A 19,622-nucleotide genomic window follows, 5' to 3' on the forward strand; every position below is an offset into this window, starting at 1 on the left:
GCGTAGGCTGTGGGAACAGCGGCTCGACTCTACCGTTGAGGGACGATGGGGACGCGCGGGATGACGACGCGCATGAGGGAATCGACAATGAGCATCAGCCGTGTTCTCGCCGTCGCCGCGCTGGCGACCGGCCTTGGCCTTGGCGCCGTGGCCCCGCTCCGCGCCGCCGACACGATCACCGTCGCCTCCAAGATCGACACCGAGGGCGCGGTCCTCGGCAACATCATCGCCCTGCTGCTGGAACAGGGCGGCCTGCCGGTGAAGGAGCGCCTCTCGCTCGGCCCGACCAAGATCGTGCGCACCGCGCTGATCCAGGGCGAGATCGACATCTACCCGGAATATACCGGCAATGCCGGCTTCTTCTTCAATATCGACGCGGACCCAGCCTGGAAGAAGGCGGACACCGCCTATGCCAAGGCCAAGGAACTGGACGCCGCCAACAAGCTGGTCTGGCTGCAACCCGCCCCGGCGAACAACACCTGGGCGATCGCCGTGCGGGGCGACGTGGCGCAGGCGAACAAGCTGGCGACGCTTGACGATTTCGGCAAGTGGGTCGCCGGGGGCGGCAAGGTGAAGCTCGCCGGCTCCGCCGAGTTCGTCGAGAGCGCGGCCGCGCTTCCCGCCTTCCAGACCGCCTATGGCTTCACGCTGAAGCCTGACCAGCTTCTGGTGCTCTCCGGCGGTGACACCGCCGCCACCATCAAGGCGGCGGCGGAGGGCACGTCGGGGGTCAACGCGGCCATGGTCTATGGCACGGATGGCGGCATCGCGGCGCTGGGCCTCAAGGTGCTCACCGACACCAAGGGCGTGCAGGCGGTCTATGAACCGGCCCCCGTGGTGCGCGCGGCGACGCTGGAGAAATATCCGCAGATTGCCACCCTCCTCGCCCCGGCCTTCGCGACGCTGAACCTTGAGACGCTGCAGGCGCTGAACGCCAAGGTGCAGATTGAGGGGCAGGACGCGCGCACCGTGGCCAAAACCTATCTGACGGAGAAAGGCCTGCTGAAGTGAGTCTTGCCGGCGACGGCATCGCCCTTGCCAAGGTCGCGGCGGCAACGCCGCGGCCCTCGGTGGCGCCGCCGCGCGCCAATCCCCTGCTGGTGCTCATCGTCACCGGCATGGTGGTGGCGCTGGGCAGCCTCGGCTTTGTCTCCGTCGCGGCGAACCGCATCGTCAGCGGCAAGCCGGTCGCCCTGTGGCAGGCGGTCGAGCCTGCCACAGCCTTGCTGATCGCGGCGCTGGTCGTCGCGCTGGGCGCGGCGGCGCTGGTGCGCTCGGCGCCGTGGCGGGATCGCCTCGTCGCCACGCTTGCCGCGCTATTGCTGGTCGGCGGCGTGGCGGCGGCGGCACAGGCCGCGAGCCTCGTCGCGGCGGCGAGTGGGCCGGTCGCCCGCACCTCGCTCGGCGCCGCCTTCTGGATCGTCACCGCCGGCGCCGGCTTCGCGCTGGCGGACGCGAGCGGCCGGCTTAGCACCCGCGCAGCCGGACCGGCGCTGATCGCCCTTGCGGTCGCCGGCGCCCTGCTGGCACTGGCGCTGTCGGGCGCGCTGTCCGACCTCTCCATCGCCCGCGAATTCGCCAACCGGCGCGCCGCCTATTGGGGCGAGCTCGCCCGCCATATCGGGCTGGTCGGCGGCGCGCTCGCCGGCGCGGTGCCGCTCGGCGCGCTGCTGGGCGTCGCCGCGCTGCGCCGTCCCGGCTGGCGCAAGCCGATCTTCGCGACGCTCAACCTCGTCCAGACCATCCCCTCCATCGCCTTTTTCGGCCTGCTGATCGGGCCCCTCTCGGCGCTGGCCGGCACGTTTCCCCTGCTGCGCGATCTCGGCATCAGCGGCATCGGCGCCGCCCCGGCCATCATCGCGCTGACCTTCTATGGCCTGCTACCCGTGGCGCGAGGCACGTTCACCGGCCTCGCCTCGGTTCCTCCCGCCGTGATCGACGCAGCGCGCGGCATGGGGCTGAGCGACGCCCAGATCCTGTGGCGTGTCAGCCTGCCGCTCGCCGCGCCGGTGTTGCTCGCGGCGCTGCGCATGGTGGTCGTCCAGCTCATCGGCCTCACCGTGGTGGCCGCGCTGATCGGTGCCGGCGGGCTCGGCGCCTTCATCTTCCAGGGGCTCGGCCAGACCGCGACCGATCTCATCCTGCTCGGCGCGCTCTCCGCCATCGCCCTGGCGCTCATCGCCGACTTCACCCTGCGCAGCGTCAGTGCGCTCGTCACACGGAGGGTGCGCGGATGATCGTGCTCGATCGCCTGACCAAGCGCTTCGGCCCGACCACGGCCGTCGACCAGCTCACCCTCACCGTTCCCACCGGCGCCATCTGCGCGCTGGTCGGACCCTCCGGCTGCGGGAAATCCACCACGCTGCGCCTCATCAACCGCCTGATCGAACCGGATGGCGGACGGGTGCTGATCGACGGCACGGACGCCGCGAGCCTGCCGGCGGTCACGCTGCGCCGGCGTATCGGCTATGTCATCCAGTCCATTGGGCTTTTCCCGCACTGGAACATCGCCCGCAACATCGCCACCGTGCCCGATCTGCTCGGCTGGCCCGCCGCCCGCATCGCGCAGCGCGTGGACGAATTGCTGGCGCTGGTCGGGCTTGATCCCGACACCTATCGCGACCGCCGCCCGCACGAACTCTCCGGCGGCCAGCAGCAGCGCGTCGGCGTCGCGCGGGCGCTGGCCGCCGATCCCGACCTCCTGCTGATGGATGAGCCGTTCGGCGCGCTCGATCCGGTGACGCGCGATGGCCTGCAGGCGGCGCTGCTCGACATCCAGGCCCGCACCGGCAAGACCATCATCATCGTCACCCACGACATTGACGAAGCCATCCGCCTCGGCTCGCTGATTGCCGTGCTCGACAGTGGCCGGCTGATCCAGCATGGCAGCCCGCGCGACATCCTCACCCGCCCGGCGAATGGATTCGTGGAGAGCTTCGTCGGTGGCCCGAAGCGGGGGCTGCGGCTTCTGCAGGTCACCCGCGTGGCGGAGCGGACCGATTTCGACGCCACCGTGGAGGGCGAGCCGATCCAAGCCGAAGCGCCGCTCGACGCCGCGCTCGCGCAGATGGTGGCGCGCGGCACCGATCGGCTGGCGGTGGTCGACGCCAGCGGACGGCGCGGCGCGCTAGCGCTGGCCGATGTGGTGGCGCCATGAACGCGCTGGCGGGCCGCAGCGGCACCACGCGCCTCGCCGGCTCCCCGGCGTTGTGGGCCAGCCTTGCCTTCGCCGCCGCCCTGCTTTTGCTGCCCCATAGCGCACCGCTGTTCCATGGGCTGTTTCCCGATCTCGCCCGCCCGCTCTACACGCGCGCCAGCTTCCTTGAGCTCGCTTTGTCCCATGCGGCGCTGGTGGCGACCGCCAGCCTTGTCGTGGTGATCGTCGGCGTCGGCATCGGCGTGTTCGTCACACGCCCGGCCGGACGCGATTTCGCCGGGCCGGTCGATACGCTCACCGCCGTCGGCCAGACCTTCCCGCCCACCGCCGTGCTGGCGCTGGCCGTGCCGGCCATCGGCTATGGCGGCGCGCCGACGGTGATCGCGCTCATCGCCTATGGGTTGCTGCCCGTGGTCAGCGCCACCATTGCCGGCCTCGGCGGGGTTCCGGCCGCGACATTGCAGGCGGCGGACGGGCTCGGCCTCTCCCCGCGCGGGCGGCTGCTCACGGTCGAACTGCCGCTCGCCGCCCCGGTCATCCTGTCGGGCGTGCGCACCTCAGTGATCCTCAATATCGGCACCGCGACCATCGGCTCGACGGTCGGCGCCCTCACCCTGGGCTCACCGATCATCGAGGGACTGTCGGGCTCGAACCCGGCCTATGTGGTGCAGGGCGCGCTGCTGGTCGGCCTGTTCGCCATCGCCACCGATCTGTGGTTCGACGAGCTGGAACGGCGCCTCGCGACCGGCGGTTGAGCTATTCCGGCGCCTTGTGGATCGGGTCGACCCAGTAGACCGCCTCCGGCTTCTCCACCGGCTCGACATCGGCGATGTTCACCACCACCGCCTCATTGTCCGAGCGCACCAGCACGCATTCGAGCGGCGCGTTCGGGTCGGCGTTGATCTCCTGATGCGGCACATAGGGCGGCACGAAGATGAAATCGCCCGCCTCGGCCTCGGCGACATATTCCAGTCGCTCGCCCCAGCGCATCCGTGCCCGCCCGCGAACCACATAGATCACGCTCTCCAGCGCGCCATGGTGATGCACACCGGTCTTGGCGTCCGGCTGGATGGTGACGGTGCCGGCCCAGATCTTCTGCGCCCCGACGCGGGCATGGTTGATCGCCGCCTGCCGGAACATGCCGGGAGTCTGGGCGGTGTTGGCGTCCAACCGGTCGCCCTTGATGACCCGCACGCCATGATGCTTCCAGTGCTCAGGATCGTGCGGTTGGTCCAGCGCGTGATCCTGCGCGTGCTCGTGGGAGTGATCGTGGGAGTGATCGTGGGAGTGATCGTGCGGATCATCGCTCATCGTCTCGTTCTCCCTGCCGGAGGCGGACCCTCGCCCGCCTGTATCGTATCGGCCGCGCCAGCATGATGACGTCTGCCGGGCGGCGATCAAGACGCAGCGCAGCATCGGCCGCCGCTGCACGGCCACGGATCGCTCACGCGACTAATTGGGCAAAGGCAATGGCCGACCGCGCGTGGCCCGATGAGAACCCTATGTTCGCTACAGCGATAGGCCGCATGCCAGTGGTCAGGCCCTAACAGTGCTCCCGCGGCTCACCACCTGAGACGCAAGCTGCCGCTGGCGCCGAGGACGGAATAGCCGTCGCCAATCTGGGCGTCGAAACCGGCGGAGAAGCTCATATTGCCGCCGAGATTGACCTTAAGCCCCGCATGAAGATCGAGCGCGTCGCTGACAACCGGGATCGGCGTTCCGGAGAAGGTCAGATCCGGCGCTTCGGCGAAGCTGCGCGAGACGTTACGATCGGGGCTGAAGTCATGCATCCACGCAGCGCGCACGAACGGCGCGTAGGTCGTGCCGTCCTTTCCGTGCCACAGGCTGTCGAACTGCACGCCCAGATAGACCGGCAGCGCGGTGATCGTGCTGTCATGGTAGGTCAGGCCGGCCCCCAGTGCCCCGAAGCTCTCCGTGCCTGATCCCAGCCAGAGTTGCATCGGCTGGAAGGCGGCGAAGGGGGTGAGGGTCGCGCCGGTGTCGCCAAGCGCGAAGCTGTAGCCGACCTCAACCCGGCCACCGAGAAGCGTGCCGTCGAGATCCGCGTCGGTCGCGAGGTTGAGACCGAGACCATACAGGTTGCGCTCGAAATCGGCGCTGCCATAGCCGAGCGTGGCGATCGCGGAGATATAGGCCTGTCCCATCTCGTAGACGCCATAGGCGCTGAACCCGCCATAGGCGGTTGATGTGCTGGCGCCGTACTCATCCGCCGACAGGTTGGTGGAGGAGAAATTGCCGGCGAAACCCGCCAGAAGGGGCAGGTCCGGCAGTTCCCCATCCGTGCCGATGGTGATGCCGAGCAAGGTGCCCGAGAGCCCGCCACCGGTGGTCGAGCTGCCGATGGGGGCGCCCCAGACATACGGCGCCGCATCGGCTTCACGGCGGCCCGCCGGGCCGGTCGTGATCGACGGGGCCGCGTGACGCTGGCGTAGGCGCCAATTGTCCATCTGGTCGGTGACGCTCGCCATCGCCGCCGATGTCGCGTTGATCATGCTCTGGGGCACCAGCGAGACCGCGCCGCCACCGAGCGTCTGATAGGAGGTCTCGAGGCGGTCGACGGTCGGGATTTCCAGCAGCGCCGGGACGATGGCCTGGAACAGCCCGGACGAGCCACGGGTCTGGATGACGGCGACAGTCTCGCCGACCTCCTGCGCATCCGGTGACAGACCCGCGGGGGTGAAATCGATATGGGTGTCGAGGCTCAGCAGCGCGGAGGAGCCGGACAGCGAGAAGTCGAGGATCGCCGTATCGCCCATGGCGGTCAGGCTGGACCAGCTGATGCCGTCCGCCGCGGTGAGGAAGGGCACGGAGAAGGCGCCGGGCATGGCGAGACCGGGGCGGTAGACGCGGCCCACGATGGCGCCCGCGAGTTGCGCTGTCCCGCTCACGGTGAACTGGTCGGCCCCGAGCGAGATCTGGTCGGTGCGCACCACCAGGCTGCCGGTCGCGCCCTGAACGAGTGACCCATCAATGGCCGTCATGCCGAGGGTGGTGGTGCCCCGGCGCAGCACGCCGTCGTTGCGCAGGACCGCTTGCGGTCCCCCGAGGTCGAGCGACGACCCGGCATAGATCGTTCCGGTGGACAGATTGACGAGGCTGTTCAGGAAGCCATCGGCAAGGGACAGGCTGCCGAGCAGGCTGCCGCCATTGGTAATGGCGCTGTAGCCTCCTGTGGTGATGACGGCCATGCCCTCGCCGCCGTCGACCGTGGCGATCCAGCCGTCATTGTTGACGAAGTTCTCGGTGCCATCACTGACGATGGCGGTGCCGCCGACACCGCCAATGACGCTCGCGCCCTGCGCGACATTGATGATCGGATCCCCGTTGCCCTGCATCAGGACGCCGACGGCGCCGGCCCCTGTGGCGCTGACCGCCGTGCTGCTCGCGAGATTGACCACCACCTTGCCGGAGGCGGCCGTGCTGCCGTTCACCAGCTCCATGCTGGTGCCGTTCATGACGAGGCCGCCGCCATTGCTGACGGACTGCGCGATGACGCCATAGGCACCGGCGCCGGTGGTTGAGATGGTGCCGTTCACATTGACGGTCACGGCCCCGCCGGTGCCCGTGCCCCCCGAGGCGGTCCAGCTCGCCGCCTGGCCGTCGGAGATCGCTGCGCCGCCGCCGCCGCCGATGGACTGGGCGAGAACGCCGACGGCATTGGTGCCGGTGGTGGTCAACGATCCGCCGAGCGTCACCTCGACCGCCCCGCCATTGGACGCAGTGGACGGCCCGGCGAAGGTGACACTGGCGCCCGCATTGGCCACGCCGCCGCCGCCGCCGATGCTCTGCGCCAGGATCCCGATCGCCGCGTTGCCCGTGGTGGCGATCGCCCCGGAGGTGGAGAGGGTGACCGTGCCGCCCGCTCCACTGCCCGCCCCGCCGAGCGTCGTGGCGAGCCCGCTCGCCATGGCCGAGCCCGTGCTGACGCTGGCGACACCGCCACCGCCGCCGATGGACTGGGCGAGGATGCCGAAGGCCGCGCCGCCGGAGGTCGAAATACCCGCCGCCGTGACCGAGACGCTGCCGCCATCATTGCCGGTGCCGCCCGTTCCCGCCAGCGTCAGCGTGCCCGTCACACTGCCGCTGGTCAGGCTGGACGAGCTGGCGGCACCAACGCCGCCGCCGCCACCGACAGACTGGGCGAGCAGCGCCACCGCCGCCGCGCCCGTGGTGCTGATCGTATCGGCGGTAGTTACCGTGACCGTACCGCCGGTCTGGCCGGTGCCGGCGCTGCCGCCGAGCGCCATGTCGAAGGACGCCTCAGTGCCGCCCGAGGCGCCGCCCGTCGAGGCTCCGGCCGCTCCACCGCCCCCGCCCACGGACTGCGCCAATAGGCCATAGGCCTGGACGCCTTGGGTCGAGATCGCCTCATTTGCCGTCGCCGTGACGTCACCGCCGATCCCGCCCGCGCTCCCCGATCCACCCAAGCCAAAGGCCAGGGCATAGGTGCTGTTGCTGGCATTCACCGTGCTCGCCCCGCCGGCGCCGCCGCCACCGCCGACGGACTGCGCGAACAGACCGGCGGCATGAGCGCCGAGCGTGGTGATCTGTGCATCCAAGGTGACCTGCACCGCGCCGCCGGCGCCGCCGCCACCGCCGGATCCGCCAAGCCCCATCGCCAGCGCCACGCCGTCATTGGCGGAGGTGGAGGTCGAGGTGCTGGAGGCCGAGCTGCTGCTACTGCCGCTGCCGCCGCTGTTGCTCGGCGCCGTCGCTGCCGACACCAGCGCGCCGCCCGCGCCACCACCGCCGCCCACCGATTGCGCGAACACGCCATAGGAGCTGTCACCCAGCGTGGTGATGCCGGTCGGAACGCCGCTCCAGCTCGCCGGCGCCGTGACGGTGACGGTGACATTGCCGCCGGCGCCACCGCCGCTGCCGCTGCCGCCAAGGCCGAGCGCGATGGAGGCCGTGCCGCCCGCGCCCGAAGTCGTGGACGAGGCGCCGCCGGAGCCGCCGCCGCCGCCGACCGATTGGGCGAAGACGGCGCTCGAATTGTAGCCGACCGTGTAGAGCGTGCCCTGGGTGGTGACACCGACCGTGCCGCCGGCTCCGGCGCCCGATCCCGCTCCGCCGATCGACAGCGCCACGCTGGCTTCGCTCGCCGAGGAATTGGTGGTGCTGGAGCCGCCATTGCCGCCGCCGCCGCCCACCGACTGTGCGAAGAGGGCGGACGAATGGTCGCCGGCGGCAATCATGGTGGTCGAGCCGGTGAGGTCGACACCAGTGACGATCACATAGGCATTCGTGACCGTGACGTTGCCGCCGGCGCCGCCCGTGCCCCCGCCACCGCCAAGGCTCATCGCCAGCGAATAGCCGCCATCGCTGCCCGACTGGCTCCCCTTATTGCCCCCGCTCGCACCGGCTGATGCCGAGGTCTCGCTCCCGCTGGCGGAACCCGAGAGGCTGCCGGTCGAGCTGGACGATGACCCGCTGGCACTGCTGGAGGACGACACGCTGGAACTGGCGACGCTGGAGCCCCCATTGCCGCCGCCGCCGCCCACCGACTGGGCGAAAATACCCGCCGCATTCGGCCCGAGGGTGTTCACATAAGCCAGCACGGACGAGGAGACGCTCACCGCGCCGCCATCGCCGCCGCTGCCGCCGGAGGCACCGAGGTTCATGCTGACCGCCGCCTGCCCACCGCTGCTCGCCGTGCTGGACGAGGAGCCGCCCTTACCGCCACCGCCGCCCACCGATTGGGCGAAGAGGCCCGCCGCCATCAGGCCGAAGGTCTGAATCGAGCCGGACGAGGTGATCGTGACGCCGCCACCGTCTCCCCCATCTCCGGCGCCGCCACCGAGGCTGAACGAGGCGGCATAGGAATCGCCATTGGCATTGGCATTGCTCGCGCCACCATTGCCGCCGCCGCCGCCGATGGATTGGGCGAGGATGCCGCTGGCTTGGTCACCATAGGTGAGGATCGACGCGGTGTTGGTGACGGTGACGGCGGCACCGGTGCCGCCAAGGCCGCCGAAACCGCCGATCGTCACCGAGGCGGCGATGCCCGAGACCGCCCCATCGTCGCTGCTCTCCGGCTGGCTGTCGGAACTGCCCGAGACGGCCGAACTGACCGTGCTGGCGTCCTGCCCGGCGCCGGCTCCCGCCACCGAGGTAACGCCGCCCTGCACCTCCTGTCCGGCGCCGGCATCGGTCGTGCTCGAGGCCGCACCGCCGTTGCCGCCGCCGCCGCCGATGGATTGCGCGAGGATGCCATAGGACAACGCGCCATAGGTCAGCAGCATGCCGCCGCTGTTAACGGTGACCGTGCCGGCATCGCCGCCGCCCGCACCAAACCCACCAATGGCAAGACCAGCGGCGTAATCATTGCTGGAGGCGGTGGCCTGGGTCCAGCCGCCATTGCCGCCGCCGCCGCCAATGGATTGGGCAAGGATCGCGGAGGCGTGAAGGCCGATCGTGGTGATGCCGTTCCCGCCATTCTGGTTGCTGCTGACGGTCACGCCATTGCCTGAGCCGCCGGATGCACCGCCACCACCAATGGCGAGGGCCACCGAGGCGGTGGTCGCGGCGGCATTCGCATCGGCCGATCCGCCATTGCCGCCCGAGCCGCCGATGGATTGCGCGATGATGCCGGCCGACTGGTCGCTGAAGGCGCCGGAGGAGCCGGTGCGGATCGCGCCGTTCTGCGTCACCTGCACCGAGGCGCCATCGCCGCCCGAGGCTCCGCTGCCGCCGATGGCGACGCTCGCCGCCACGCCGTCGGTGCTTTCGCTGACGCCGGAGAGACTGAAGGCTCGGCTCGACCCGCCATTGCCGCCCGCGCCGCCGATGGACTGGGCGAGAATGCCGGCCGACAGATAGCCATTGGTGGTGATGTCAGCCGCCGTGACGGTGACGGTGCCGCCCGACTGGCCGCTGCCGCCCCCCCGCCGGTGGCGCTGGCACCACCCACCGACACCTTGGCATCGCCGCCGCCGGTAGCGCCGGAGCCGGCAATGGCAAAGCCGCCATTACCGCCCGAGCCGCCGATCGCTTGCGCGAGAATGCCGATGGACTGGTCGGCGCCAGTGGTGACCATATCGGACGCGCTTACGGTAACATCGTAGGCGCCGCCCCCGGCGCCGCCGCCGCCGCCGACGTCGACGCTGGAGGCGAAGACGACAGAGCCCGCCGCCGAGGCGGTAAAGCCGCCATTGCCGCCATTGCCGCCAATGTTCTGCGCGATGATACCGGGCGAGAACAGGCCGCTGGTCGAGGTGCTGCCCTCGGCCGTCACCTGGACGGTGCCGTTGCCGGCGCCTCCCGCGCCGCCGGTGCCGCCAATGCTGACGGGTGCGCTCGCACCCGAGCCGAGTGCGCCGGCGATGTCCCAGCCGCCATTGCCGCCATTGCCACCGATGGACTGCGCGATGATGCCGGCCGACTGGTTATAGCCATTGGACGTCACATCCTGCGTCTGGATGGTGACATTGGACGACGTACCGCCAGCGCCACCCGCACCGCCCAGATTGACGCCGGCCGACAGGCCTTCGCTGAGGCCGCCCGCCACCGCGAATCCGCCATTACCGCCCTGCCCGCCAATGCTCTGGCCGACCACGCCCGGCGAGAGGGGGCCGTTCATCGTCACCGCATCATAGAGGGTGATCGTCGCCCCGGACGCCGCCCCACCGCTGCCGCCAGCGCCGCCGATATCGAGGCTCCCCGAGGCGGCACCGGCAAAGTCGCCGCTGGCGGCGAACCCGCCATTGCCGCCGCCCCCGCCAAGGGACTGGGCGAGCACGCCCGGCGCGGTGCCACGCGGCTGAGTGCCGTATGTGCCCGCCGCGCCGATGATGGCCCCATAGCTGGTGACGGTCACGTTGCCGGAATTGGAGCCAGCTCCCCCGCCGCCTCCCACCGCCAGGCTGAACGCCCCGTCACCGGAGAAATCGCCGCTAGTGACAAAGCCGCCATTGCCGCCGCCCCCGCCGATCGACTGCGCGAGCAGGACGGGCGCGCCGCCATAATTGGAGGTGAGCGCGCCGTAATTCTGCACCGTCACGTCGCCGGCGCTGTTGCCCGCTCCGCCGGCGCCGCCGACCGTGATGCCGGCGGACGCGGAGATGCTGAGATCCGCATTTACGCTGAAGCCACCGCTGCCGCCGCCGCCGCCGATGGATTGCGCCATGATGGCGCTTGACCCCGGACCATTGACGGTGATGTCCGCGGAACCATAGCTGCTGTTGACGGTGCTGTTCTGATTATAGACCCAGACCTCGCCGCCCGTGCCGCCAGTGCCACCGGTCCCGCCCACGGCGAGGCTGCCGGCGATCGAGCCCGCATTCACCGAAATGGTGTTGCCGCCAGCGCCGCCGCCGCCGCCGATGGCCTGGGCGAGAATGCCATGGGAGCGTTCGCCATTGGTGGTGATGACGCCGCCGGAATTGTCGGCGGTGACCGAGGTCGAGTTCCCACCCCCGCCGCCGGATCCGCCCACCCCGATGCCGATGGCCGACCCGGTGGTGACGGTGCCGGAAATCGACGCGCCACCCACGCCGCCGCCACCGCCGATGGACTGGCCGACGAGGCCGGAGGAATCGTCGCCATTGGTGGTGATGCTGGCGGCATTGGTGCCGGTATAGACATCGCTGCCATCGCCGGCGCCGGCGCCCGCCCCCCCGAACGCCAGCGAGAAGCCTCCGACGGAGGAACCGGACAGCGACACGGCATAGCCGCCCGCGCCGCCGCCCCCGCCGATCGACTGGGCGACGATGCCAGGGGAACTATCGCCCTGGGTCAGGATCAGCGCGGAACTGGCCGGTCCAGTGATGGTCTGCCAACCGGTGAAGGTGATGGTGGAGCAGGCGCCGTTATTGCCGGAATTGCCGGAATAGGTGTTGCAGTTCACCCCTACCGGGCTTGTACCACCGCCGTCGCCACCGGACCCGCCATGGGCGATGGCCGCCGAGACCCCGCCCGAGAGATCGAACGCCACGCTGCCGCCGCCCGCACCGCCGCCCCCGCCGATCGCCTGGGCGAGAATGCCGGCGGAATTGATTTCAGAGGTGGTGATGTTGCCGGTATTGCCCACGAAGATGCTGGAGCCGCCGCCACCTTTGCCGCCGGTACCGCCCACGGTCAGCGACACGCCCGCGACCAGCGAGGCGGACCCCGAGAGTCCGAATCCGCCCGCGCCGCCGCCCCCGCCGATGGACTGGGCGAGGATGCCGTAGGAGCCGCCCGCCGAAGTCGGCGTGCCGCTCCCGTTACAGGCACCGGTGCACAGGTCGCCGAAATTGATCGCCGCGATCTGCTGACCGTCGCCGCCATTGCCACCCGATCCACCCAGCGCTACCGCGAGGTCGGGAGCACCGGAGAAGGCCATGCCCCCCGAGCCGCCGGCACCCCCGATCGATTGGGCGAAGATGGCGGCGGCCGAGCCGCCGGTCGTGGTGATGCTGGAATAGTTGAGAACCTCGACCGCCCCACCATAGCCGGCGGGTCCGCCCGAGCCCCCGAGCGCGGTCAGGCCCGCCGCCACGCCCGCATTGCCGCCGCCGCCGCCGACCGACTGGGCATAGATGCCATAGGCGCCCGCGCCGCTGGTGATAAGGGTCGCATTGGACTTGTCACCGTTCATGACATTGACTTGGCCGCTATCGCCGCCATAGCCGCCGCCGCCGGACACGCCGCCGTACCATCCGTTGGCGCTGCCGCCGTCGCCGCCATTCCCGCCGATGCTCTGGGCGAAGATGGCCGTCGTCTCTGAGGTGATGGGGGCGAAGTTGAAAACCTCGACCTGGCCGCCGGTCCCGCCGGCGCCGGCGGCGCCGCCATTGCCGCTGCTGACGGAGCTGGTCTCGTTGCCGCCATTGCCGCCCTGCCCGCCGACGCTCTGCGCCCAGATACCGTAGGAGTCCGGACCCGTGGTCGTCAGCGCGACGTAGTTCTCGATGAAGACTTCGCTGCCGCTTCCGCCCGCGCCGCCGCCGCCGCCCTGAAAGCTGACATTGGAGGTGCTGCCGCCATTGCCGCCGCGCCCCCCCTGCGAAATGCCGACGACCCCCGTATAGGTAAAGGTGTAAGTGCCCGACTGCGTGCTGGTCTCGATCTGCACATAGCCGCCGCCGCCGCCAGCACCGCCGGGATCGCCGCCATAACAGCTGCCGCCGCTGCCGCCCGCGCCGCCCTGCCCGCCGACCGCGGTCGCCAGAGCCATGGTCGCGTTATAGGTCGCGCCGGAGTTCAATCCGGTCGTGAAGTCGATGATGGCGGAGTTTGCCGTGCCGCCACCCGCCCCCGGATAAGGCGGGTAATCGCAGACCCCCTGGGCATTCTGGCCGCTGCCTCCCGTGGAGCCCGTCTGCGTGGTGCTGGAAAGGGTGCTCGTCCCGATCGACGGTGCCGTGCTCTGTGCGGCGGCAGATGCGGTCAGCGCACACAGTGCCGCCGACGACATCAGGATCTGCAGGGACAGGCCGGAAGGGGCAGCGACCAGCGGCCGAGACAGCAACGTCAGGACGGCGATGTGCATCTCTTGGTCCACTGCGAAACGACGCCGGCGTCGCCGGCATGCACCACTACATTTGGGAAAACCATGCCCCAGGGGAAGGTTTGAAGATCCAGCGTGCTATATGCAACGCCACATTTTGGAATCATCGGGTCGATATGCCCGAGGCGCTTTGGATCATGATTGCGTCGCCCGGACATTGCGCCTTCTTCCCCGAAACCGTTGTGAGGCTGTTCGGCGCCGCGGCGCTCAATGAGCTCATGGCAGCGCCCGGATTTCCAGCGGCCGTGCAGGTAGCCGCGGCAAATGCCGTCCGCCTCTATGACGGCAATTGGCTGCGCAACCGGCTGCTGAATGATCGCGGGCGCTTTCTGGCGGTACTGCTCATTCTGGATCTGCACTTCACCGAAAGCGGCGGCCGGGGCGTCACCGGCGCGCGGCTGCGCCGGGAGGTTGTGGACCTGGGCGTGTGCAGCGCCGGCCGGGCCACGGCCTTCCTCGCCGCGCTGCGCTTCAAGGATCTTCTGACGGCCTGCCCTCAACGCGACGCGAAAGAACGGCGCCTAATGCCGGGCGCCGCGCTTCTGCAGATGCATCGCGAGCGCTGGAACGGCATGTTCTCCGCCATCGCCCACCTCGACGCGGCGGCGGCGGTGGACGCGCGCGCCTTGCCGGACGACCTGCTGTATGGCCCCTGCACCCACGCCATGGCGGATTGCTTCAGGCAGGGCGTGCGCGTCTTCGACGCCGCCCCCGAACTGCGCGACGTGGCCGAGCGTGACGCCGGTCTCGCCATGCTGGTGTCGCTCATGGCCACCGGCGAAGCCCTGTCCATCACCCAGCTCGCGCGGAGATTCTCCGTCTCCCGCGCCCACGTCGGCAATGTCCTGCAACGCGCCGAGACGCTGGGGCTGGCTTCCAGTGAGCCGAGCCGGAGCGGCTATCGGGCCGGCCCGGCATTGCAACCGGCTCTCATGCGCTTCTATGCCATTGTTTTCCTCATCTTCCTGACGGCGTTGAAAGAAGGGCAACGACAAGCTGCCAGCCAGATCGGCGCAAGAACGCCGTCCGCGAGCTAAACGGCCGCTGGGCTGATACCTGAAAGCCAGATCATGGCGTGGTCGGACCGGCCGGCATTGCCCGCCAGCGCTTCGCCTGTTGCTGCGCCACCCACATGCACTGGTAGCGTCCACCCTGCGCCAATAATCGCGCATGGGTGCCGCTTTCGATAATGCGGCCGTCCTCGACCACGACGATATGGTCCGCACCCAGGATGGTGGACAGGCGATGGGCAATCACGATCACGGTCCGCTCGTCCACCAGCGCGTCGATGGCACGTTGCACCGCCATCTGGCTGGCGGCGTCGAGCGCGGCCGTCGGCTCGTCGAGAATGACGATGGGAGCATCCTTCAGCAGGGCGCGGGCGATGGAGAGGCGCTGTCGCTCCCCGCCGGACAGGCGTCCGCCATAATCGCCCAGCCGCGTGTCCCAGCCCCGCGGCAGGCGCGCGATGAAGTCGAGGCATTGCGCCGCCGCCGCCGCGGCCTCGACTTCGGCCATGGTCGCGCCCGGCCGGCCGAAGCGGATATTGGCGGCGACCGTGTCGTCGAACAGGTGAACGTCCTGAAAGACGGCGGTGACCCGACTGTTCAGCGTGGCCGGCTCCATCGCGCGCAGATCCACGCCGCCGATGAGGATACGCCCCGCTTGCGGGTCGGCATGACGCATCAGCAGCCGCGCCAGCGTGCTCTTGCCGGAGCCGGAGGGCCCAACCAGCGCCGTCAGGCTGCGAGCGGGCAGTTCAAGGCTGATGTCGCGGATCGCGTCCGTCGCGGCCTGCGCATAACGAAAGCGCACATTCTGGAAGCTGATAGCACTGGTCTCCGGCCGCCGTGCAGGCGCGAGCTGCGGCAGGGCCGGTTCAGCAAGGATCTCCTCAATACGCTCAAGTCCGGCCTCAATGACCTCGATCATCATCGTGTAGGACACGAAGGTGGCGAGCGGTTCGGCGGAGCGCGCCGCGACGACCATCACGGCCGCCAGCAGCGCCGGTTCCAGCGTGCCCTGCACGACCCAGAATAGGCCCGCCATGGTGATGGCGAGGAAGCCAAGCTCGATGAGGCTTGCGATAATGATGTTCGGGCCCTTGCCCCGGCGATGCGTGGCCACCTGAAGGCGCTCAAGTGTCGCAAGGCTGTGCTGGAGCGCCTCCGCCCTTTCGCCGGTGCAGCGGAAAGCCCGCATCGCGGGCAGGCCCTGCACATAGTCGACAATGTCGGCGTTGAGCGCGCGGTGCGCTTGCGCCAGAGCCCGCATGTCCCGACTGAAATGCCCGCGCTGCCAGCGGTAGAGAGGCACGATGAGGGGAACGAGGCCCAGCAGCAGCAGGCCCATGCGCCAGTCATAAGCGAGCGTCACCAGAGCGGCGACCAGCGGCGTGATCACGGCGACGGTGATGAGATTGGCGATGGTCAGGACGTGGTTCAGGTGCTCGTCCACGTTGCCGAGCACCGTGGCATGTACCTCGCCCGCGCGCCGGTCGCGCAGGCGCTCCAGCGGCATGCGGCGTAACTGGGCGCCGAGCTGCTGGCGCAGCCGATGCGTGGCATTTGCCATGTGGCCATCATAGTCGAAGCCTTGAGCCCACCAGCGCAGCCCGGCCGACACCCCGGCGAGGGCGAGCATGACGACAAGCCACATCAAAGGATGGCCAGATTCCGGTTCTGAAAGCAGCCCCTTGAACAGCGGCAGCAGGCAGGCCAGTGCAAGACCTTGAAGCACCCCGGCCACCAGAAGGGCGCTGAGACTTGCCCGCAGCCGCGCCGCCTGCGGACCGGCGCTGCGCATCAGGCGTTGGTAGGTCACATGCCACGGCGTCATCACAGCCGCGGGCACGTCAGTCGAGGCTGTCGCGTCAGATGTTGTCATGACGTCGCGTGGTCCCGTCGGGAGGCCCGCAGCGCCCAATGGGCGGACTGCCCATCATGGGCGCAGAGCTGTGCGTAGAGTCCGCCGCGCGCGACGAGGCCGGCATGATCGCCGCGCTCCGCCAGCCGGCCCCTGTCGAAGACCAGTATCTGGTCGGCGTCGCGGATTGTGGTCAGGCGGTGCGCGACGAGAATCACGGTTCGCCCGCGCATCAGTGCCGACAGGCCGGCAATGAGCGTGGCTTCGCCCTCGGCATCGGCGAAGGCGGTCGCCTCGTCCAGAACGAGGATCGGCCGGTCGGCCAGCACGGCGCGCGCGATCGCGATGCGCTGGCGCTGCCCGCCCGACAGCCGGCCACCGCTCTCCCCGAGCCGGGTCTCATAGCCCTGTGGCAAGGCCATGATGAAGTCATGGGCCTGCGCCGCACGGGCCGCGGCGATGACCGCCTCCTGACTGGCCGCGGGCTGGCCGAGGCGGATGTTCGCCGCCACGGTGCCGGCGAGAAGGAAGGGATCCTGGAAGACGAAGGCGACATGGCTCATCAGCAGGTCAGGGTCGAGCCGCCGAACATCCTCCCCGCCCACCAAGATGCGGCCGGCACTGACATCCCAGAAACGGGGAATGAGCCGTACCACCGTGCTTTTGCCGGCGCCCGAGGCGCCCACCAGTGCCGTCACCGTGCCCGGCTGCGCTCTGAAACTGACATCGTGCAGCGCGTCGGTATCGCCGGCACCGTAACGGAAATACACATGCTCGAAGGTCACGCTGGCGTCCCGTGGGCAGCTCTGCGCCTCCGGCGACACCGACAGTTCCGGCAGATCGAGCACCTGCACGATGCGCGCGACGCTCTGCTTCGCCTTCTCCACCATGTGGTTGAGCATCATCAGGGGCATCAGGGCCTCAGCCATCCCTGTGCCGAGCAGCAGCGTGGCGAGCCAGGTTGGAAAGTCGAGGCCGCCGTTCGGGAACAGCACAAGGCCGACGGCCAGAAGCGCGCCGAGGGTCGGGAGCGGGCCGAGCACCGCCAGAGAGAAACGGGCGGTGAAGCTCGCGGCTCGGTACCAGGCAACAAGCACGTCGCGATAGGCGTCGAGCGCGCTCCGGTAGCGCCCGAATGTCCCCTCGCCGCTATCGAAGGTGCGCACCACCGGCATGGCCTGCACATATTCGATCACCGCCGCGCTCAGGCGCTCGCGCGCGGCATTGTAGCACCGAACCATCGACCCGTGGTTGCGCATGGCGAGAGCGAGGACCGAAAGGCCCAGCGCGAGGACGCCAGCGGCGGCTAGCGCAAGGCGCCAGTCGAGGCAAAGAAGCGCGCCGAAGGTGACAACCGGCATGGCGTAGGCACGGGCGTAGAGCGGCGTGCTGTCGGCGACGAAGACATGGAGCTCCTTCACATCGTCATGCATCACCTTGGTCAGCGCGCCGGTTCCGACCGCTTCGATCTGGCCGATGGAGAGACCGGCCAGATGCTCTGCCAGCCGGGAACGCAGCAGCCTTTCCAGCCGGAAGGCGGCAAAATGAGACTGGTCAAAGGCCGCCAGCCTGAACGCATAGGCCCCCACTGTCGCGGCAACGGCGCCAGCCAGTGGCAGCCACAGCGCGTGAAGCCCACCGTCCGGCATCGATGGCCGATCCAGTACCGCCGCGAAGGCGAGCGCCGCAAAGGCAAGCGCCCCGAGCGCACAGAGGCTGGCGAGCGCTGAAAGCGCGATGGCGCCGATGATCTGCCCTTTCACCGGCGCGATGATCACCCAGGGATTCGTTCGCCCGTCGCACACGTGGTCATCGGCGGGCGTGGCGCCGTGCGCCTCGACGCCACCCGTCATGCGGGAAGGTCCGCCGCCCCGTGGATTGCGGGGCGACCCCTGCGATATCCCAGCGCGAGCCACGTCGCAGCGGTGGCTGTGACCGCCGCCAGGGCGAGCACGCCGGCATAGCCGAGCGAAGCCGCGAGCGCCGCCGCCGCCGACATGGTGGCCATCGCAGCAAACTGGTTCACGCTGTACTGGAGCGTGTAGTCGGTCGCCGGGCTGGCGGGCGCGGCATGGTCCATCATCAACGTGGCGAGCACCGTCGCGGCGGGATTATAGCCGATGAAGAACAGCACCACGCCTATGCTCCCCACCAGCGCACCCGTGCCGTCCTGCACTGGCAGGAAAACGGCAAGGATGCCGGCGAGTTGGACGAGACCGGCGCCGATGAGCGCGGCGCGCCGGGTCACGCGAGCCATCAGCCATCCGGTTGCCAGGGCAGCGGCGAGACCCGCCAGCGAGCCGCTGACATTCACCACCAGCCCGACGCGGTCGAGATCCCACCCGGCATCGATGAGGGCAGGCATCATCACCGCATAGGCCATGCCGCTCCCCATCGGGAACAGCAGCAGCAGGGCCAGCCAGCGGCCGCTGCCCGGGGCGCGCCAAAAGGAGAGGAGGCGCATGGCCAAGGCGCCGGCGTCGCGGCGGCGCCGTTCCCAGCGCGGTTCGCGGAAACCCAGCAACTGGAACAGGGAGATCGCGGTGCCGGCGGCGAGCAGGATGAGACTGGCGGTCCATCCGATCTGAGGATAGGCCATGAGGATCACGCCGCCGCCGACGAGGTTGCCGATAAGCCCCCCGGCGATCTGCAGCCCATTGCCGAGCCCGCGCTCCGCCGGCGTCAACAGCCGGCAGGCGAGCCCGTCAACCGCGATGTCCTGCGTCGCCGAGAGCAGCGCCACCAGGAGGCACAGTGTGTAGACGAGGCCGAAATCGTCGATCACGTCCAGCCCGCCAATGGCGAGCAGCAGGAGGACCAGCGCGCTCTGGGTCAGGATCAGCCAGCCACGGTAATGGCCGAGCCATCCCATGCCGAAGCGATCCACCGCGGGCGCCCAGAGCGCTTTCAGCGGCCAGACGAGGCCCAGCATGTAGACCAGGCTGACCGTGTCCAGCCCGGCGCCGCGCTGGCGCAGTATCGCCACCAGGGCCACCACGAAGAAGCCGAGACCCAGATATTGCGTGGTGTAGAGGCTGGCCAGCAACAGCCAGGACCGGCGCGACATCCGTGACGCATCCGGCGCCG

General features: G+C 69.6%; 11 protein-coding genes. 5 read left to right on the plus strand and 6 right to left on the minus strand.

The annotated features are described in order from the left end of the window. The first annotated feature begins 87 nt into the window (after positions 1-87). The 4 genes from osmF to OU996_RS16675 are packed head-to-tail and all read left to right on the plus strand — an operon-like array spanning position 88 to position 3,912. Complete coding sequence (osmF, locus tag OU996_RS16660) at positions 88-1,011, plus strand: ABC transporter substrate-binding protein (protein WP_267582727.1); 924 nt, start codon at positions 88-90, stop codon at positions 1,009-1,011. Next, positions 1,008-2,237, plus strand: coding sequence for an ABC transporter permease (locus OU996_RS16665; RefSeq protein WP_267582728.1), 1,230 nt, complete (start codon positions 1,008-1,010; stop codon positions 2,235-2,237). The genes osmF and OU996_RS16665 overlap by 4 nt, the downstream gene beginning before the upstream one ends. Next, positions 2,234-3,157 carry an ABC transporter ATP-binding protein gene (locus OU996_RS16670; RefSeq protein WP_267582729.1) on the plus strand — a complete coding sequence of 308 codons (924 nt, stop codon included), beginning with the start codon at positions 2,234-2,236 and terminating at the stop codon, positions 3,155-3,157. The genes OU996_RS16665 and OU996_RS16670 overlap by 4 nt, the downstream gene beginning before the upstream one ends. Beyond that, on the plus strand, positions 3,154-3,912 hold the full coding sequence (locus OU996_RS16675; RefSeq protein ID WP_324290707.1) for an ABC transporter permease: 759 nt from the start codon (positions 3,154-3,156) through the stop codon (positions 3,910-3,912). The genes OU996_RS16670 and OU996_RS16675 overlap by 4 nt, the downstream gene beginning before the upstream one ends. Before the next feature lies 1 nt (position 3,913). Here the strand turns inward: OU996_RS16675 and OU996_RS16680 are convergent, their stop codons facing one another. From OU996_RS16680 to OU996_RS16690, 3 genes are all read right to left on the minus strand, one after another. Further along, the gene (locus OU996_RS16680) at positions 3,914-4,468 is read right to left on the minus strand and encodes a cupin domain-containing protein (protein ID WP_267582730.1); all 555 of its coding nucleotides are present in this window, start codon (positions 4,466-4,468) and stop codon (positions 3,914-3,916) included. Between the two features lie 251 nt (positions 4,469-4,719). After that, a complete protein-coding gene (locus tag OU996_RS16685) occupies positions 4,720-9,894 on the minus strand; it encodes an autotransporter outer membrane beta-barrel domain-containing protein (protein WP_267582731.1) in 5,175 nt (1,724 codons plus the stop codon). Continuing rightward, a complete protein-coding gene (locus OU996_RS16690; protein ID WP_267582732.1) occupies positions 9,828-13,652 on the minus strand; it encodes a beta strand repeat-containing protein in 3,825 nt (1,274 codons plus the stop codon). Before OU996_RS16690 ends, OU996_RS16685 begins: the two co-directional genes overlap by 67 nt. Before the next feature lie 38 nt (positions 13,653-13,690). Between OU996_RS16690 and OU996_RS16695 the strand changes: the two genes are divergently transcribed. Continuing rightward, on the plus strand, positions 13,691-14,707 hold the full coding sequence (locus tag OU996_RS16695; protein WP_267582733.1) for a hypothetical protein: 1,017 nt from the start codon (positions 13,691-13,693) through the stop codon (positions 14,705-14,707). Positions 14,708-14,738: 31 nt separating this feature from the next. On the opposite strand, the gene OU996_RS16700 is transcribed toward OU996_RS16695, so the two are convergent. From OU996_RS16700 to OU996_RS16710, 3 genes are read right to left on the minus strand one after another with little or no spacing between them, the layout of a single operon-like run. Next, positions 14,739-16,493 (minus strand): ABC transporter ATP-binding protein, encoded by a 1,755-nt coding sequence (locus tag OU996_RS16700; protein ID WP_267582734.1) that lies wholly within the window; start codon positions 16,491-16,493, stop codon positions 14,739-14,741. A gap of 59 nt (positions 16,494-16,552) precedes the next feature. Then, positions 16,553-18,388 (minus strand): ABC transporter ATP-binding protein, encoded by a 1,836-nt coding sequence (locus OU996_RS16705; protein WP_267582735.1) that lies wholly within the window; start codon positions 18,386-18,388, stop codon positions 16,553-16,555. Further along, positions 18,385-19,602, minus strand: coding sequence for an MFS transporter (locus OU996_RS16710; RefSeq protein ID WP_267582736.1), 1,218 nt, complete (start codon positions 19,600-19,602; stop codon positions 18,385-18,387). Before OU996_RS16710 ends, OU996_RS16705 begins: the two co-directional genes overlap by 4 nt. Positions 19,603-19,622 lie beyond the last annotated feature (20 nt).

The sequence above is a fragment of the Ancylobacter sp. SL191 genome (assembly GCF_026625645.1).
GTDB lineage: Bacteria > Pseudomonadota > Alphaproteobacteria > Rhizobiales > Xanthobacteraceae > Ancylobacter.

What these genes read in the sequence shown, in the direction of transcription:
- osmF (WP_267582727.1), top strand. Translation starts at nt 88, where the DNA reads ATGAGCATCAGCCGTGTTCTCGCCGTCGCCGCGCTGGCGACCGGCCTT.
- OU996_RS16670 (WP_267582729.1), top strand. Translation starts at nt 2,234, where the DNA reads ATGATCGTGCTCGATCGCCTGACCAAGCGCTTCGGCCCGACCACGGCC.
- OU996_RS16675 (WP_324290707.1), top strand. Translation starts at nt 3,154, where the DNA reads ATGAACGCGCTGGCGGGCCGCAGCGGCACCACGCGCCTCGCCGGCTCC.
- OU996_RS16680 (WP_267582730.1), bottom strand. Translation starts at nt 4,468, where the DNA reads ATGAGCGATGATCCGCACGATCACTCCCACGATCACTCCCACGATCAC.
- OU996_RS16690 (WP_267582732.1), bottom strand. Translation starts at nt 13,652, where the DNA reads ATGCACATCGCCGTCCTGACGTTGCTGTCTCGGCCGCTGGTCGCTGCC.
- OU996_RS16695 (WP_267582733.1), top strand. Translation starts at nt 13,691, where the DNA reads ATGCACCACTACATTTGGGAAAACCATGCCCCAGGGGAAGGTTTGAAG.
- OU996_RS16705 (WP_267582735.1), bottom strand. Translation starts at nt 18,388, where the DNA reads ATGACGGGTGGCGTCGAGGCGCACGGCGCCACGCCCGCCGATGACCAC.
- OU996_RS16710 (WP_267582736.1), bottom strand. Translation starts at nt 19,602, where the DNA reads ATGTCGCGCCGGTCCTGGCTGTTGCTGGCCAGCCTCTACACCACGCAA.